This is a genomic window from Salinivibrio sp. PR6, from assembly GCF_001995955.1.
In the GTDB taxonomy this organism is placed as follows: domain Bacteria; phylum Pseudomonadota; class Gammaproteobacteria; order Enterobacterales; family Vibrionaceae; genus Salinivibrio; species Salinivibrio siamensis.
The window spans coordinates 19,113-34,964 of the sequence record NZ_MUFA01000021.1 but is presented as its reverse complement, the minus strand read 5'-3'; the positions used below and the strand labels follow the sequence as shown (position 1 = coordinate 34,964).

General features: G+C 52.0%; 13 protein-coding genes. 11 read left to right on the top strand and 2 right to left on the bottom strand.

Annotated elements, in window-relative coordinates; genetic code table 11:
- The first annotated feature begins 7 nt into the window (after positions 1–7).
- On the top strand, positions 8–325 hold the full coding sequence (locus BZG72_RS13880; protein ID WP_046075099.1) for an ArsR/SmtB family transcription factor: 318 nt from the start codon (positions 8–10) through the stop codon (positions 323–325).
- Positions 326–380: 55 nt separating this feature from the next.
- On the opposite strand, the gene rpsT is transcribed toward BZG72_RS13880, so the two are convergent.
- A complete protein-coding gene (gene rpsT, locus BZG72_RS13875; protein ID WP_046075100.1) occupies positions 381–641 on the bottom strand; it encodes a 30S ribosomal protein S20 in 261 nt (86 codons plus the stop codon).
- Between the two features lie 286 nt (positions 642–927).
- Here rpsT and murJ point away from each other — a divergent pair, with 286 nt between their 5' ends.
- The 9 genes from murJ to carB all read left to right on the top strand — a co-directional run bounded on the left by murJ (position 928) and on the right by carB (position 14,110).
- Entirely contained in the window at positions 928–2,499 is a 1,572-nt protein-coding gene (murJ, locus tag BZG72_RS13870) for a murein biosynthesis integral membrane protein MurJ (protein WP_077667060.1), read from the top strand.
- Between the two features lie 91 nt (positions 2,500–2,590).
- The gene (gene ribF / locus BZG72_RS13865; protein ID WP_077667059.1) at positions 2,591–3,526 is read left to right on the top strand and encodes a bifunctional riboflavin kinase/FAD synthetase; all 936 of its coding nucleotides are present in this window, start codon (positions 2,591–2,593) and stop codon (positions 3,524–3,526) included.
- 30 nt (positions 3,527–3,556) lie between these two features.
- Positions 3,557–6,382: an isoleucine--tRNA ligase gene (ileS, locus tag BZG72_RS13860; RefSeq protein WP_077667058.1), complete on the top strand. Its 2,826-nt coding sequence runs from the start codon at positions 3,557–3,559 to the stop codon at positions 6,380–6,382.
- The gene (gene lspA / locus BZG72_RS13855) at positions 6,382–6,891 is read left to right on the top strand and encodes a signal peptidase II (RefSeq protein WP_046075104.1); all 510 of its coding nucleotides are present in this window, start codon (positions 6,382–6,384) and stop codon (positions 6,889–6,891) included. Before ileS ends, lspA begins: the two co-directional genes overlap by 1 nt.
- A 44-nt stretch (positions 6,892–6,935) precedes the next feature.
- Entirely contained in the window at positions 6,936–7,367 is a 432-nt protein-coding gene (gene fkpB / locus BZG72_RS13850; protein WP_077667057.1) for an FKBP-type peptidyl-prolyl cis-trans isomerase, read from the top strand.
- A gap of 10 nt (positions 7,368–7,377) precedes the next feature.
- Entirely contained in the window at positions 7,378–8,322 is a 945-nt protein-coding gene (gene ispH / locus BZG72_RS13845) for a 4-hydroxy-3-methylbut-2-enyl diphosphate reductase (RefSeq protein WP_046075106.1), read from the top strand.
- A 134-nt stretch (positions 8,323–8,456) separates the two neighbouring features.
- On the top strand, positions 8,457–9,260 hold the full coding sequence (gene dapB, locus BZG72_RS13840; protein ID WP_077667056.1) for a 4-hydroxy-tetrahydrodipicolinate reductase: 804 nt from the start codon (positions 8,457–8,459) through the stop codon (positions 9,258–9,260).
- Positions 9,261–9,727: 467 nt separating this feature from the next.
- A complete protein-coding gene (gene carA / locus BZG72_RS13835) occupies positions 9,728–10,867 on the top strand; it encodes a glutamine-hydrolyzing carbamoyl-phosphate synthase small subunit (RefSeq protein ID WP_046075108.1) in 1,140 nt (379 codons plus the stop codon).
- 15 nt (positions 10,868–10,882) lie between these two features.
- Positions 10,883–14,110 carry a carbamoyl-phosphate synthase large subunit gene (gene carB, locus BZG72_RS13830; protein WP_077667055.1) on the top strand — a complete coding sequence of 1,076 codons (3,228 nt, stop codon included), beginning with the start codon at positions 10,883–10,885 and terminating at the stop codon, positions 14,108–14,110.
- Between the two features lie 51 nt (positions 14,111–14,161).
- Here carB and dacB read toward each other — a convergent pair whose 3' ends face one another.
- Positions 14,162–15,604, bottom strand: coding sequence for a D-alanyl-D-alanine carboxypeptidase/D-alanyl-D-alanine endopeptidase (gene dacB, locus BZG72_RS13825; protein WP_077667054.1), 1,443 nt, complete (start codon positions 15,602–15,604; stop codon positions 14,162–14,164).
- Between dacB and BZG72_RS16260 the strand changes: the two genes are divergently transcribed.
- Entirely contained in the window at positions 15,603–15,752 is a 150-nt protein-coding gene (locus tag BZG72_RS16260) for a hypothetical protein (RefSeq protein WP_158075481.1), read from the top strand. The genes dacB and BZG72_RS16260 overlap by 2 nt on opposite strands.
- The last annotated feature ends 100 nt before the right edge of the window (positions 15,753–15,852 follow it).

Genomic DNA, 15,852 nt, shown 5'->3' with positions numbered 1-15,852 from the left:
AAGTTGAATGGATTTAGCCCGCATGCAGCAGAATGGGCCGAAGGCGGTAAACCTGCTCAAGGCCATGGCCAACGAGAAACGCCTGTTCATTCTGTGTTATCTACTGCAAGGAGAGTTGTCGGTTGGGCAGCTGGTGGAGCGAGTGCCTTTAAGCCAGTCGGCGCTGTCTCAACACCTTGCTTGGCTTCGAAAAGATGGCCTAGTGGCCACGCGTAAAGAAGCGCAAACCGTGTATTACTCGCTAAAAAGTGATGAAGTTGAGGCGGTTATCCAGTTATTACATGATCTGTATTGTAAGGAAACCGTGGATTCACCCAACCCTTAAGCAATAAAAAAACCGGCCGAAGCCGGTTTTTTTTATCTCTTTGCAAAGAGCAAAATTACAGCGCTTTAATTTGTGCTGCGAATGCTGCTTTGTAACGAGCTGCTTTGTTCTTGTGGATCAGGCCTTTGGTGGCTGAACGATCAAGAATAGGCTGAACTTGTGCAAAAGCAGCAGTTGCTGCTTCTTTGTCGCCTGCAGCGATAGCTGAAGCAGTTTTCTTCATATAAGTGCGCATCATAGAGCGACGGCTTGCGTTGTGCTGGCGACGCTTCTCAGACTGGATCGCACGCTTCTTAGCAGATTTGATATTCGCCAAGGGTCTAACTCCCAAATCTTTTTGTTCGGTGACATTTCAAGGCGGAGGACTATGCCTCTTTTTACCTCTATTGTCAATTCATTTGTGCAAAGATCCGCCGCTCCAACGATGTGTTGGCGCTGCGGGGTTATCACAGTTAATATGGCGGCTGATTCTATCAGCATTTCAGCCCCGACGTCACCTATATTTCCATTTCTTATCGATGTCAGCGATAACGTGACAGCGGAAAGAAACAATGAAGGTGCGACAGTGACGCGCATTGGGCACGTGTTTTCAAGAGGTAACCGTGAGTAAGCGACTTTTACGCTCTGGGCTCATCGTGAGCACCATGACTTTGGTGTCCCGTGTTTTAGGGCTGGTCCGTGATGTGGTGATCGCGAACTTGATGGGGGCAGGCGCCGCCGCCGATGTGTTCTTTTTCGCCAACAAAATTCCGAACTTTTTGCGTCGTTTGTTCGCAGAAGGCGCCTTCTCGCAAGCGTTTGTGCCCGTATTAACTGAATATCAAGCGCGAGATAAAAATGATGACACACGCGCGCACTCGCGTGAACTGGTCGCCAATGTGGTGGGCACCTTAGGTGGCTTGGTCACTCTTGTCACCTTGCTCGGGGTGGTCGGTTCGCCCGTCCTAGCGGCGCTGTTTGGTACAGGTTGGTTCGTTGATTGGCTCGAGGGCCGGCCTGACGGTGCCAAGTTTGAGTTGGCGAGCTTGATGCTCAAAATTACCTTCCCTTACTTATGGTTTATTACCTTTGTGGCTTTATCTGGGGCGATACTTAACACCCTCAATAAATTTGCGGTGTCGAGCTTTACCCCTGTTTTTTTGAATATCGCCATTATCGCGGCGGCGATAGGGCTCTCCCCGCATCTTGCCCAACCTGAAATAGGTTTGGCGATTGGTGTCTTTATTGGGGGCGCGGTTCAGCTTTTATTTCAACTGCCTTTCCTCTCTCAAGAAGGCATGCTGGTAAAACCTAAGTGGGGCTGGCAGCATCCTGGGGTAGTGAAAATACGCCAGCTGATGATTCCCGCGCTTTTCGGGGTCTCGGTGAGCCAAATTAACCTATTATTCGACACCTTTATTGCCAGTTTCTTGATGACAGGGTCGATCAGTTGGCTGTATTACTCTGATCGCTTGCTTGAATTTCCGCTCGGTCTGTTTGGTATTGCCATTGCCACCGTGATCTTGCCGGCGCTATCGAAAAAGCATGTTGACCAATCGTCTCAGCAATTTTCTGCCACCATGGATTGGGGCGTGCGTATGGTGTTGCTCCTTGGGATCCCAGCGATGGCGGGTTTGATCGTGCTTGCCCAACCGATGTTGATGGTGCTCTTTATGCGTGGTGAATTTGGCGTCCCTGACGTAGAAGCGGCGAGTTTATCGTTGATGGCTTATGCCTGTGGCTTGGTCAATTTTATGGTGATCAAGGTCCTTGCGCCTGGTTACTACGCCCGCCAAGACACCAAAACGCCCGTAAAGTATGGTGTGATAGCGATGGCGAGTAACATGGTTTTCAACGCCATTTTTGCTTACTTGTTTAGTTATGTCGGGCTGGCCATAGCCACCGCACTGTCTGCGTTGATTAACGCCGGCCTGCTCTATCAAGGATTACACCGCCAAGGCATTTATCAATTATCGCGTGCAACCGTCGGATTTATTAGCAAACTCGTGTTGGCTGTGGGGGTGATGATCGCCGGTTTGTACCTGGTGATGCCTGCGTTGTCTCAGTGGGTGTCGATGTCTTTGTTATCTCGAAGCTTAACGTTAGCCAGCCTTATTGTGGGAGGCGGCGCGCTTTATCTTGTCACCGCCCTGTTGCTCGGTGTACGGGTGAGTGATATTCGTCATCGTGGATGATAGAGCGCGCGGATTATCAATCCAGGGCTGATTGCCAGCGCTGACTAGTATATAATCCGCCAGTTTTAATAGTTCAAATAGTCAGCAGGCGATGGAATTAATTCGAGGCATCCACAACATCCGGGCGCAACACCGAGGCTGTGTACTGACCATCGGGAATTTCGATGGTGTCCACCTCGGCCACCAGGCTGTTTTGCGTCAAGTCGTTGAGAAGGCCAGAGCCCTTGACTTGCCTGCGACCGTCATGCTGTTCGAGCCGCAACCGCTCGAGTTATTTCTCGGAGAGCAAGCGCCTGCCCGTTTATCGCGATTGCGGGACAAATACACCCAGCTTGCCAAACTGGGCGTCGACAGGCTGTTGTGCGTGAGTTTTACCCCGGCATTCGCCGCCATGAGCCCTGATGCCTTTGTGGACCGCTTGTTGGTCAATCAATTGGGTGTTAAGTTTCTGGTTGTGGGTGACGACTTTCGCTTTGGCCTTAAGCGAACTGGCGACTTTTCGCGCTTAAAACAAGCCGGACAAGAGCATGACTTTGCGGTTGTCAGTACCGAGAGCTTTTGTGTGAGCGATCGGCGTGTGAGTAGCACGGCGATTCGTGATGCACTTTCCGCCGGAAAGATGCAAGTGGCGGCCGATATGCTTGGGCGTCCTTACAGTATTTGTGGCCGGGTTGCCCACGGTCGCAAGCTAGGGCGGACGATTGGTTTTCCTACTGCAAATGTGTTGCTTAAACGTCGCGTTTCACCTGTGTCTGGTGTCTATGCGGTAACGGTGGCCATCGATGGGCAATCATTGCCTGGGGTGGCGAATGTAGGGCGCCGTCCTACGGTAAACGGCACGCACCAGCAACTCGAAGTACACCTTTTTGATCACACGCTCGACTTATACGGCAAACAGCTTGAAGTGAGCTTGTTACATAAGTTGCGTGACGAGACCAAATTTGCGTCAGTAGACGCGTTAAAAATGCAAATTCAACGAGATGCATCAGCCGCGCGTGCGTGGCTGGCTGATGCCAATAATGTCTAGAGTGTAACCTCCATACGGAATCAATAATCAATGAGTGACTACAAAGATACCTTAAACCTGCCGGAAACCGCGTTTCCGATGCGAGGTAATCTTGCTAAGCGCGAGCCTGATATGCTCAAGCGTTGGTACGATGAAGATCTTTACGGTGCAATCCGTCAAGCGAAGAAAGGCAAAAAAACATTTATTTTGCATGACGGTCCTCCGTACGCGAACGGCAATATTCACATTGGTCACTCTGTTAATAAAATTCTCAAAGACATTATTATTAAATCGAAAACGCTGGCGGACTATGACGCACCGTACGTCCCTGGCTGGGACTGCCATGGTCTACCTATCGAATTGATGGTAGAGAAAAAAGTTGGCAAGCCGGGTCAGAAAATCTCCACCGCCGAGTTCCGGGAAAAATGTCGTGAATACGCGGCCAAGCAAGTAGAAGGTCAAAAAGCTGACTTCAAACGGCTTGGCGTATTAGGTGAGTGGGATAAGCCTTACCTGACCATGGACTTTAATACCGAAGCCAATATTATCCGAGCGCTGGGTAAAATTGCGGGCAATGGTCATTTGCACAAAGGCTTCAAGCCAGTGCATTGGTGTACAGACTGTGGTTCGGCGCTCGCGGAAGCCGAAGTTGAGTACCAAGATAAAACATCACCGTCAATTGACGTCACTTTCCGCGCGGTTGATGAGCAGGCGTTATTGAACGTATTTACCCTAGCGGGCGATCACCAAGGCGAAGGCCCAGTATCCGCGGTGATCTGGACCACGACGCCTTGGACTTTGCCAGCGAACCGTGCGGTCGCCGTTGCGGCGGACTTGGAATACGTCTTGGTGCAAGTGGAAGGTGACCAGCCACAGCGCTTGATCCTTGCCGCAGAGCTGGCAAAAGATGTGATGGATCGCGCGGGTATTGAGCATTATCACAACCTTGGTTTCTGTAAAGGTGAAGCGCTGGAGCTACAACGTGTTCAACACCCTTTTTATGACTTTGATGTGCCGGTTATCCTAGGCGATCACGTTACCACTGAATCGGGTACCGGTGTGGTTCACACGGCGCCAGGGCATGGTCAAGAAGACTTTGTGGTCGGTCAAAAATACGATCTTGAAGTGGCTAATCCGGTTGGCAGCAATGGTGTGTATCTGCCCGACACGCCGCTGTTTGCCGGTCAACACGTGTTTAAAGCCAACGACAGCGTGATTGAAGCGCTGAAAACGCACGGTGCCTTATTGCATCATCACGCGTATGAGCACAGCTACCCGCATTGCTGGCGCCACAAAACACCGATTATCTTCCGTGCCACGCCGCAATGGTTCATTGCCATGGACAAAGCGGGTCTGCGAGATAAAGCGCTGCAAGAGATCAAGAACGTTGAATGGATCCCTGACTGGGGACAAAGCCGCATTGAGTCAATGGTGGAAGGGCGTCCAGACTGGTGTATTTCGCGCCAGCGCACTTGGGGCGTGCCTATTGCCCTGTTCGTTCATAAAGAAACCTCAGAGCTACACCCGGATACGCTCAACCTGATTGAGCAGGTGGCTCAGCGCGTAGAGAAAGCCGGTATTCAAGCGTGGTGGGACTTAGATCTGAATGAACTGTTGGGCGATGACGCTGATCAGTACGAGAAAGTCTTGGATACCCTGGATGTGTGGTTTGACTCTGGCGCAACGCACTATGCTGTGGTTAATCAGCGTGACGAGTTTAACGGTCAAGAAGCCGATATGTATTTGGAAGGCTCGGATCAACACCGTGGCTGGTTCCAGTCATCACTGATGACGTCGGTGGCAATTAAAGACAAAGCCCCATACCGCCGTGTACTCACCCATGGTTTCACCGTCGACGGTAATGGCCGCAAGATGTCGAAGTCGCTGGGAAATACCATCATGCCGCAAGATGTGATGAACAAGCTGGGTGCTGATATTCTCCGTTTGTGGGTGGCATCAACCGATTATACGGGTGAGATCAGTGTGTCGGATGAAATTCTAAAACGCAGTGCCGATGCCTATCGTCGTATCCGTAATACCTCGCGCTTCTTGCTGGCTAACCTACACGGTTTTGACCCTAAAACTGACTTGGTTGCTCCAGACGATTTGGTGGCGGTCGATCGCTGGGCCGTCAGCCGCGCCCTCGAAGCACAGCAAGAGATCACTGCCGCGTATGATGCCTGTAACTTCCACCAAGTGACTCAGCGTTTGATGCAGTTCTGCTCGATTGAAATGGGCTCGTTCTACCTCGATATCATCAAGGATCGTCAGTACACAGCCAAAGCAGGCAGCCATGCGCACCGCAGCTGTCAAACGGCGCTGTTCCACATCGTGGAAGCACTGGTACGCTGGATGGCACCGATTATGTCATTTACCGCGGATGAGATCTGGAATGAAATGCCCGGCGAGCGAACCAAGTTTGTCTTCACCGAAGTCTGGTATGACGGCTTGTTTGACTTAGAACAGCAGGCTGTGCTGAATCAGGCGTTCTGGGCGAAATTGCTCGATGTTCGCGGTGCAGTGAACAAAACCCTAGAGCAAGCCCGGAATGAAAAAGTCATCGGCGGTTCATTAGAAGCGGAAGTCACGCTTTATGCACCGACAGACTTTGCCGAGAAGCTGCGCTTGATGGGCGACGAACTTCGCTTTGTGCTGTTGACCTCGAAAGCGACCGTGATCGCGGGAGATGCCCCTGATTCCGCAACACAGACTGAACTCGACGGGTTGGCTGTGGACGTGGCGGCATCAAGCGCGGCTAAGTGTGAGCGCTGTTGGCACCATGTCGCTGATGTTGGCACCATTGCGGGTCATGAAGAGATCTGTGGCCGTTGCGTGACCAATATTGCAGGAGAAGGCGAAACTCGCCAATTTGCGTGATGCAGACTCTTTCCCTCTCACAATCAGGATGGCGCTGGCTTTGGCTAGCGCCGCTGGTCTTTGCTCTCGATATCGGCAGCAAGTGGCTGGTGATGCAAACCATGGAATACGGGTTTGCAAATCGGATTGAAGTGCTGCCTTTTTTCAATCTTACATACGTGCACAACCACGGCGCGGCGTTTAGTTTTTTAAGTGATGCCGGCGGTTGGCAGCGTTGGCTGTTCAGTGCGATTGCACTGGGGGTGAGCGGATTATTGGCGTATTGGATGCGGGGAACACCGGCCAGCAAACGCATGATCAATATTGCCTATGCGATGATCATTGGTGGCGCACTGGGTAATTTGTTTGATCGTCTTGTGCATGGCTACGTGATTGATTTCCTTGATTTTTATCTCGGGAGTTCGCACTGGCCAGCGTTTAATCTCGCCGATTCGGCGATATGTTTGGGCGCTGCATTGATAATCCTAGATAGTTTTCGTCAAGGCCAGTCATCGACCAAACAAGGATGATGCGTATCTATCAGCAAAACCGCGACTGTCTAAAAGGATGAATCATGAAAGCAATCACAGCGTCTAGCGAAGTCATTATGCACTTTACCATCAAACTGGAAGATGGTTCGGTTGCCGATACCACCCATAATGCGGGTAAACCGGCGAAGCTGGTGATGGGCGACGGTAGCTTGACGGAAAACTTTGAAACTTGCCTTCTTGGTTTAAAAGAAGGGGAGTCGAGCAGCTTCACCTTGGCACCAGAGGATGCATTCGGCCAGCCTAATCCGGATAATATCCATCACATGGATCGCCGTCACTTTGGTGGAGAAACGCCCGCAGAAGAAGGGGCGATCATTGCCTTTAGTGGGCCGCAAGGGAAGGAGATCCCGGGCATTGTGACGGCAGTGACTGGGGATTCCGTCACGGTTGATTTTAACCACCCACTGGCTGGGAAGACCGTCATTTTTGATGTTGAAATTATAAGTGTGCAATAAAGGCGGACACATGAAGATCTTACTTGCCAATCCCCGTGGCTTTTGCGCAGGGGTTGACCGTGCCATCAGTATTGTTGAGCGCGCGCTAGAAATCTATCAACCCCCCATTTATGTCCGTCATGAAGTGGTGCATAACCGCTTTGTGGTGGAAGGCTTAAAGCAGCGTGGGGCGATTTTTGTTGAGCAGATCAGCGAAGTGCCCGACGACAATATTGTGATTTTCTCCGCCCACGGCGTGTCGCAAGCGGTGCGTAATGAGGCCAAGTCGCGTCAGTTAACCGTATTTGATGCCACGTGCCCGCTGGTGACGAAAGTGCATATGGAGGTTGCGCGTGCCAGTCGTAAGAATATGGAAGTGGTACTGATCGGCCATGCCGGCCACCCTGAAGTGGAAGGCACCATGGGGCAATACGCCAGTGAAACCGGCGGCATGTATTTGGTCGAAACCCCAGAGGATGTGTATACCTTGAAGGTGAGCGATCCTGATAACTTGCACTATGTGAGCCAAACCACCCTGTCGGTCGATGAAACCGCGGATGTGATTGATACCTTGCGTAAGGTGTTTCCTAACATCCAAGGACCACGTAAAGACGACATTTGTTATGCCACCCAGAACCGCCAAGACGCAGTGCGCGATTTAGCGCAAAGCTGTGATGTGATGGTGGTGGTTGGGTCAAAAAACAGCTCCAACTCAAACCGTCTGCGCGAGTTATCCGAAAAACTCGGTACGCCAGGTTATTTAACCGATACGGCGGAAGATATCGATCCGGCCTGGTTTGAAGGCAAGCAGACGGTCGGGATCACGGCCGGTGCGTCGGCACCAGAAGAGTTAGTGGATCAAATTATCGAGCGAATCAAGCAGTTGGGTGCCACCCATGTTGATAATCTCGCTGGGCGTGAAGAAAACATGTTTTTTGAAGTGCCTAAAGAGTTGCAAATTCGAGAAGTCACCTAGGGTGATGTTCAAGACGGCGAGGGGAGCACGGGCTTCCCTTTTTTTCGCCAATATACAAGTGCCAAGGAACGCGCTAGAGTGATTGGCTACCAAGAAGGAGCCAGTGAACTGGCATAGTGACAAAGGGGAAAATCATGGTACGTATTGCCATAGCAGGCGCGGCTGGGCGCATGGGTCGCAACCTTATCCAAGCGGTTTCACAGTATCCAGGTGCCACTTTAGGGGCCGCGAGCGAAAGACCGGAATCCAGCTTAGTCGGTACCGATGCGGGAGAGCTCGCGGGCATTGGCCGGTTAGGCGTTAATGTGGTGGACGATTTGGCGAAAGTGAGTGACGACTTCGATGTGGTCATTGATTTCACCGCCCCTACTGCGACCCTGGCCAACCTGACGTTATGCCAAGCACAAGGCAAGCAGTTGGTCATAGGTACGACAGGGTTTGATGACTCGCAAAAGCAAACCATTGAAGAAGCGGCGGCTTCGACAGCCATGGTGATGGCCCCGAATTACAGTGTTGGTGTCAATCTTGTCTTCAAGTTGTTAGAGCAGGCAGCCCAAGTGATGGGAGAGGAGTGCGACATTGAAATTGTTGAAGCGCACCACCGTCATAAAGTTGATGCACCATCTGGTACCGCACTCGGTATGGGTGAAGCCATTGCCGGCGCGATGGGAAATAAACTTAGCGATGTGGCGGTTTATGCGCGTGAAGGGATCACCGGAGAGCGAAGCAAAGATGAAATTGGCTTTGCCACGCTTCGAGCAGGTGACATTGTTGGCGAGCATACGGCGATGTTTGCCGATATTGGCGAGCGTGTAGAAATTACTCACAAGGCGTCTAATCGAAACACCTTTGCCAAAGGCGCCGTACGAGCTGCGGTTTGGCTCAATCAGCATCAACGTGGTTTATACACGATGCAAGACGTCCTCAATCTTAAATAATTATTCATCGCGCCTCGGCGCGATGTTTTTTTCTGCTTTTCCCTCTTCCTCTGTCGGTTGGCTTCCTGGTTCAGACATTATTACCACTAATCTTGTGTTTGTTGTCATTATGGTGACAGATAGCCCTTATGCATGCTTTTGTTGCATGAGTAAACGTTTGCTAATTTACCTTTTCTGATAAGGGTAAAAAGGTGTTGATGAAAAACACATTAAGCGTGCCTTTTGCGCGTTTTTTATCCGTAATTCATGGGTGAGGCTTGTTGTTATAGCGCTTTGGCGGCCGTTTCTTTATGAGTGGCGAATAAAATAAAGAAAAATCACGCGCTTTGATTGACAGTCCCCCTGTGCATCCCTAGAATGCGCGCAATTTGTCAAAATTCAGCTTGACGTGAGTTTTGATCTTAGATGGAATACGTGAATGCAACGTTAGTCGTAAAAAGTGCATTTCTATATAACTGGAGGTTGTCTTGAGCAAGTCTGCGCTCTTAGTCCTAGAAGATGGGACAGTGTTCCACGGTACCCCAATCGGCGCTGATGGCACCGCGGTGGGAGAAGTGGTTTTCAATACCTCGATGACGGGGTACCAAGAAATATTAACCGACCCCTCTTATTCCCGCCAGATTGTGACACTCACCTATCCTCATATTGGCAACACCGGCACCAACTCCGAAGACGAAGAATCTAGCCAAGTTCATGCCCAAGGCCTCGTTATTCGTGATCTTCCCCTGTTAGCCAGCAACTTCCGCAATCAACAATCCCTTTCTGACTACCTCAAACAGCACAACATTCTCGGTATTGCCGATATCGATACGCGGAAACTCACGCGCTTGTTGCGAGAGAAGGGCGCGCAGAACGGCTGTATTGTGGCCGGTGACAGTGTGGATGAGGCCTTGGCGCTCGCGAAAGCGCAGGACTTTCCTGGCTTGAAGGGAATGGATCTCGCCAAAGAAGTGACCACAAAAGAAAGCTACCGCTGGACACAAGGCTCTTGGCAGCTTCATCAAGGCTTGCCCGAGGCTGCCGTAGAAGGTGAGTTGCCGTATCACGTGGTGGCCTATGACTTTGGTGCTAAACGCAATATTTTGCGCATGTTAGTTGACCGTGGCTGTCGCTTGACGGTCGTGCCCGCGACCACGCCAGCGGAAGAGGTGTTAGCGATGAGCCCGGATGGGGTTTTCTTATCCAATGGCCCTGGCGATCCGGCGCCGTGTGATTACGCGATTGAAGCGACGCGCACGTTTTTGTCAGAAGGCTTGCCTTTGTTTGGCATTTGTCTTGGCCATCAAATATTAGCCCTCGCCAGTGGGGCGAACACAATTAAGATGAAGTTTGGTCATCACGGGGCTAACCATCCGGTCAAAGATTTGGAGCGTGGTGTGGTGATGATCACCAGCCAAAACCATGGCTTTGCGGCCGATAAAGACAGCCTGCCAGAGACGCTGCGCGCGACCCATGTGTCTTTGTTTGATGGTAGCTTACAAGGTATTCATCGCACGGATAAACCCGCATTTAGTTTCCAAGGGCACCCAGAGGCAAGCCCAGGGCCGCATGATGCCGCGCCACTTTTTGATCATTTTATCGACCTCATCAAACAACATCGCGCCTAATTGGAGTCGTTGAGCATGCCAAAACGCACAGACATAAAAAGCATCCTTATCTTGGGCGCAGGCCCGATTATCATTGGCCAAGCCTGCGAATTTGACTACTCAGGGGCACAAGCGTGTAAAGCCCTGCGCGAAGAGGGTTATCGTGTCATCTTGGTCAATTCCAACCCTGCCACCATCATGACAGATCCAGAGATGGCCGATGCCACTTACATCGAGCCTATCCAGTGGCAGGTGGTGAAACACATCATCGAAAAAGAACGCCCTGACGCCGTACTGCCAACCATGGGTGGCCAGACAGGTTTGAACTGTGCACTGGATCTCGAGCGCCATGGCGTGTTAGCCGAATTTGGCGTGGAAATGATCGGCGCCACCGCTGACGCAATAGACAAAGCCGAAGACCGCCATCGCTTCGATGAGGCGATGCAAAGCATTGGTTTGGATTGTCCGCGTGCGGGCATCGCCCACAGCATGGATGAGGCGCACAAGGTGCTCGACGAAGTGGGCTTCCCTTGTATTATCCGTCCCTCCTTTACCATGGGAGGCACTGGTGGGGGCATCGCCTACAACCAGGAAGAGTTCAAAGAGATTTGCGAGCGCGGCCTCGATTTATCCCCCACCAATGAGTTGTTGATTGATGAGTCACTCATTGGTTGGAAAGAATACGAAATGGAAGTGGTGCGGGATAAAAACGACAACTGCATCATTGTTTGCTCGATTGAAAACTTCGACGCCATGGGGGTCCACACGGGGGACTCTATCACGGTGGCGCCGGCGCAAACCCTGACCGACAAAGAATACCAATTGATGCGCAATGCGTCGTTGGCTGTTTTGCGCGAAATTGGCGTTGAAACAGGCGGCTCAAATGTACAGTTTGGGATTAACCCCAAAAATGGCCGCATGGTGATCATCGAGATGAACCCGCGGGTATCACGCTCTTCGGCATTGGCCTCAAAAGCGACCGGCTTCCCAATTGCGAAAGTGGCAGCCAAGTTGGCGGTGGGCTTTACCCTTGACGAGTTGATGAACGATATCACCGGTGGCGCAACGCCCGCCTCGTTCGAGCCGACCATCGATTATGTCGTGACTAAAATCCCACGCTTTAACTTTGAAAAATTTGCCGGCGCGAACGACCGTTTAACCACCCAGATGAAGTCAGTGGGTGAGGTGATGGCGATTGGCCGTAACCAGCAAGAATCACTGCAAAAAGCATTACGCGGTCTGGAAGTGGGCGCGGCGGGTTTTGATGAGATGGTAAACCTGGATGACGATACGGCGTTAACTAAAATTCGTCATGAACTCAAAGAGCCCGGCGCCGAACGGATTTGGTACATTGCCGATGCGTTTCGTGCCGGTATGTCGGTCGATGGCGTGTTTAATCTCACCAATATCGACCGCTGGTTTTTGGTACAAATTGAAGACATTGTCAAACATGAGCAGCAAGTGCGTGAGCAAGGCTTCGCGGGGCTCAACAAAGCCGCGCTGCGTCAGTTAAAACGTAAAGGTTTTTCTGATGTCCGTTTGGCAACCTTGTTAGGCGTGTCGGAAATTGAAGTACGCAAACTGCGTGACAAGTTCCAGATTCATCCTGTCTACAAACGTGTGGATACCTGTGCCGCTGAGTTCTCTTCTGACACCGCGTATATGTACTCTACCTACGATGAAGAGTGCGAGTCACAGCCGACGGATAAGAAGAAGATCATGGTTATTGGCGGTGGCCCGAACCGAATCGGGCAAGGGATCGAGTTCGACTACTGCTGTGTCCACGCATCCCTGGCCCTGCGTGAAGATGGTTTTGAAACCATTATGGTCAACTGTAACCCTGAAACCGTTTCTACCGATTATGACACCTCTGACCGCCTCTATTTTGAGCCGATCACCTTGGAAGACGTACTCGCCATTGTGAACGTTGAAAAGCCTGAAGGGGTCATTGTTCAGTATGGTGGGCAAACGCCACTTAAACTTGCCCGTGACTTAGAAGCGGCGGGTGTGCCGATTATCGGTACCAGCCCAGATGCGATTGACCGTGCTGAAGATCGCGAGCGTTTCCAAGATGCGGTGCAGCGCCTTGGCCTTAAACAGCCTGCTAACGCCACCGTCACCGCACTGGAACAAGCAGTGGAGAAAGCCAAAGAAATTGGTTATCCGCTGGTGGTGCGTCCGTCCTACGTCCTCGGCGGGCGAGCGATGGAAATTGTCTATGATGAAACCGACCTGCGCCGCTACTTTAACGAGGCGGTGAGTGTGTCGCATGAGTCCCCAGTCCTGCTGGATCATTTCTTGGATGACGCGACTGAAGTGGACATCGATGCCGTGTGCGATGGTGAAACCGCCGTGATTGGCGGCATTATGGAGCACATCGAGCAAGCTGGCGTGCACTCTGGTGACTCCGCTTGCTCGCTACCAGCTTATACCCTCAGTGACGATATCCAAGATCGCATGCGTGAACAGGTGCGTAAGCTGGCGTTGGAGCTAGGCGTCAAAGGTTTGGTCAACACCCAATTTGCGGTGAAAGATGATGAAATCTATCTCATTGAAGTCAACCCGCGTGCGGCGCGTACTGTCCCATTTGTGTCCAAGGCGACCGGTGTCCCGCTCGCGAAAATTGCAGCACGGGTCATGGCCGGACGCTCACTGGCCGAGCAAGGGTTTGTTAAAGAGGTGATTCCACCTTATTACTCGGTCAAAGAGGTAGTGCTGCCGTTCAATAAATTCCCAGGGGTTGATCCACTGCTGGGCCCTGAAATGCGCTCGACCGGCGAGGTGATGGGTGTCGGTGATACCTTTGCCGAAGCGTTTGCCAAAGCGGATTTAGCCTGTGGTAAAGCCTACAGCGAGGGTGGACGTGCCTTGTTATCGGTGCGCAATAATGACAAGCAGCGCGTGGTGGATTTAGCGGCGAAGTTGCTCAAGCTTGGTTTTGAGCTCGACGCGACCCACGGCACCGCGGTGATCCTTGGCGAGGCGGGCATCAATCCGCGTCTGGTCAATAAGGTACATGAAGGGCGACCACACATTCTTGATCGCATCAAAAACGGTGAGTACAGCTATATCGTCAATACCACGGAAGGGCGTCAAGCGATTGAGGACTCAAAAGTGCTGCGCCGTGGCGCACTGGCGACTAAAGTGAATTATACCACGACCTTGAATGCTGCTTTCGCGACCTGTATGGCGTTAACGGCCGCCGATATGAGTAAAGTCAATCCTGTGCAATCGTTGCATGCACGGGTGCTGACCAAATCATAACAGTATGATTGTCAACGCGTATGAGCCCGCCATCTTGGCGGGCTTTTTTGTTCAGTGAGATGGCGCTCGTGTAGGCAACAACTGGCCGCGGATCAGCGCCATATAAAATTCACGCTCAAACTGAGTAATCGGCGAGGGCACATTCTCCGGCTGTGCGTCTTCCTCGGGATGATAATGACTGACAAGTTGCACCACGATATGTTGGTTTCCTGAATCATCTTCCAAAACCCCAGCTAGATTAAAGCTGCCATACAGCGAACCACTTTTGGCCTTTAGACGCCCTTTTATGGGGGCGTGGCGAATGCTCTGGCGATACTTGAGGGTACCATCCACACCGGCAGTGGGGAGCATTTGAACCATGCCAAGTGCCGGGTGAGTGGTGATGTAATGCATCACCTGCGCCAGTTGGCGGGCGCTGAGACGGTTATTACGAGACAGCCCTGAGCCATCGACCAGCACAGCCTGTGATAGGTCAATCCCAGCCTCCTGCAATATCGCTTTCACCGCCGCGACGCCATTGCGATAAGAGCCAGGCTGCTGAAAGTAGCGGCGTCCCAAGGCTTTGAGAAGATTGTCGGCAATGAGGTTGTCAGAGTCGCGCAACATCGTGGTGAGTAGGGAGGTAAGGGGCACTGACTGGTGACGAGCCAACTCGCGTGACTGGCTGGGCGCCCGCGCCACTTGGATATCGCCTTTCACACGCACATTCAGGCGCGCGAGCTCATCGGCCACAATGGCTTTGACGTAAGTCGAAGGGGTCTGTACGGCAAAGTTGAGTGGCAGCGGACGCTCCCGATGCGGGAGGCAACCGGAAAAATAATACGTATTTTGCGGTGTCGCGGTGAGATCGAGACCGCAATGGCGGGTAGCTTGTTCGTCCTCGCTTACCGCTCGCGCTTGGTTCTCTACCGAAACGGGCTGGTGGTCAGGGACATGCACGCGTGTCAACGTGCTATCAGGCTGGCTATAAATCGCACCTTGCACACAGTTGTGATTGAGGGTGATTGCCGTGGAAGGTGCACTGTAGCAGACCGCTAAAATGTCCCATGGCCAGCCAGGCGCACGGGTGCGACCAGCAAACGCATGCCCATCCAGATAGAGGTTGTTAATGGTATCGAGACCACGACGCGGTAATTGACTCAGCAGTTGACGAATATCCTTTCGAGTCAGTGAGGGGTCACCGTTAAAAATAAGGGCGATGTCATCACCGGTTTGCACCAATCGGGTGGAAAAACGGAAAGTGCTCGGTAAATAAAGCCGAGCGGCGAGTCCGGTGAGGAGTTTTTGTGTACTGGCTGGGGGCAGCAGCGCATCGGCTTGCTCACTGATCTGGGGCTGATTTTGCTGCGCATCACTCACCCATAGCGCGACTTGGCTGCCTTTGGGGAGTAGCGGTGTCAGTTGTTCCAGTGTTAACGACGGCGCGGAGGCCGATGCAAACGGCACGAGGAAAACCGCCATGGGGGTGAGGCGGCGGAAAAGAGCGGACAGCATGGTAAAAGCCTTTTTGTTTGCGCATGCATGCCATCCTACCCTGTCTAGCCTTGAAGACAAGCCGTTCGGGGTGGCCAAGCGGTCAGCTGGGCTGGGGGCGAAGCGGATAGCCGATGGATGGCTCACGCTATCACCGGATCAGAGATGATTTTGCGCGAATTCTTGTTTACAATCTAAAAAAAGCGTTGAATTCCGCCGCGCCCAGATACTCTGTTTGGGCGTGGCTTTGTTTTGCCAAAATCCCTTTG

What these genes read in the sequence shown, in the direction of transcription:
- BZG72_RS13880 (WP_046075099.1), top strand. Translation starts at nt 8, where the DNA reads ATGGATTTAGCCCGCATGCAGCAGAATGGGCCGAAGGCGGTAAACCTG.
- ribF (WP_077667059.1), top strand. Translation starts at nt 2,591, where the DNA reads ATGGAATTAATTCGAGGCATCCACAACATCCGGGCGCAACACCGAGGC.
- ileS (WP_077667058.1), top strand. Translation starts at nt 3,557, where the DNA reads ATGAGTGACTACAAAGATACCTTAAACCTGCCGGAAACCGCGTTTCCG.
- lspA (WP_046075104.1), top strand. Translation starts at nt 6,382, where the DNA reads ATGCAGACTCTTTCCCTCTCACAATCAGGATGGCGCTGGCTTTGGCTA.
- fkpB (WP_077667057.1), top strand. Translation starts at nt 6,936, where the DNA reads ATGAAAGCAATCACAGCGTCTAGCGAAGTCATTATGCACTTTACCATC.
- ispH (WP_046075106.1), top strand. Translation starts at nt 7,378, where the DNA reads ATGAAGATCTTACTTGCCAATCCCCGTGGCTTTTGCGCAGGGGTTGAC.
- dapB (WP_077667056.1), top strand. Translation starts at nt 8,457, where the DNA reads ATGGTACGTATTGCCATAGCAGGCGCGGCTGGGCGCATGGGTCGCAAC.
- carB (WP_077667055.1), top strand. Translation starts at nt 10,883, where the DNA reads ATGCCAAAACGCACAGACATAAAAAGCATCCTTATCTTGGGCGCAGGC.
- BZG72_RS16260 (WP_158075481.1), top strand. Translation starts at nt 15,603, where the DNA reads ATGGTAAAAGCCTTTTTGTTTGCGCATGCATGCCATCCTACCCTGTCT.
- dacB (WP_077667054.1), bottom strand. Translation starts at nt 15,604, where the DNA reads ATGCTGTCCGCTCTTTTCCGCCGCCTCACCCCCATGGCGGTTTTCCTC.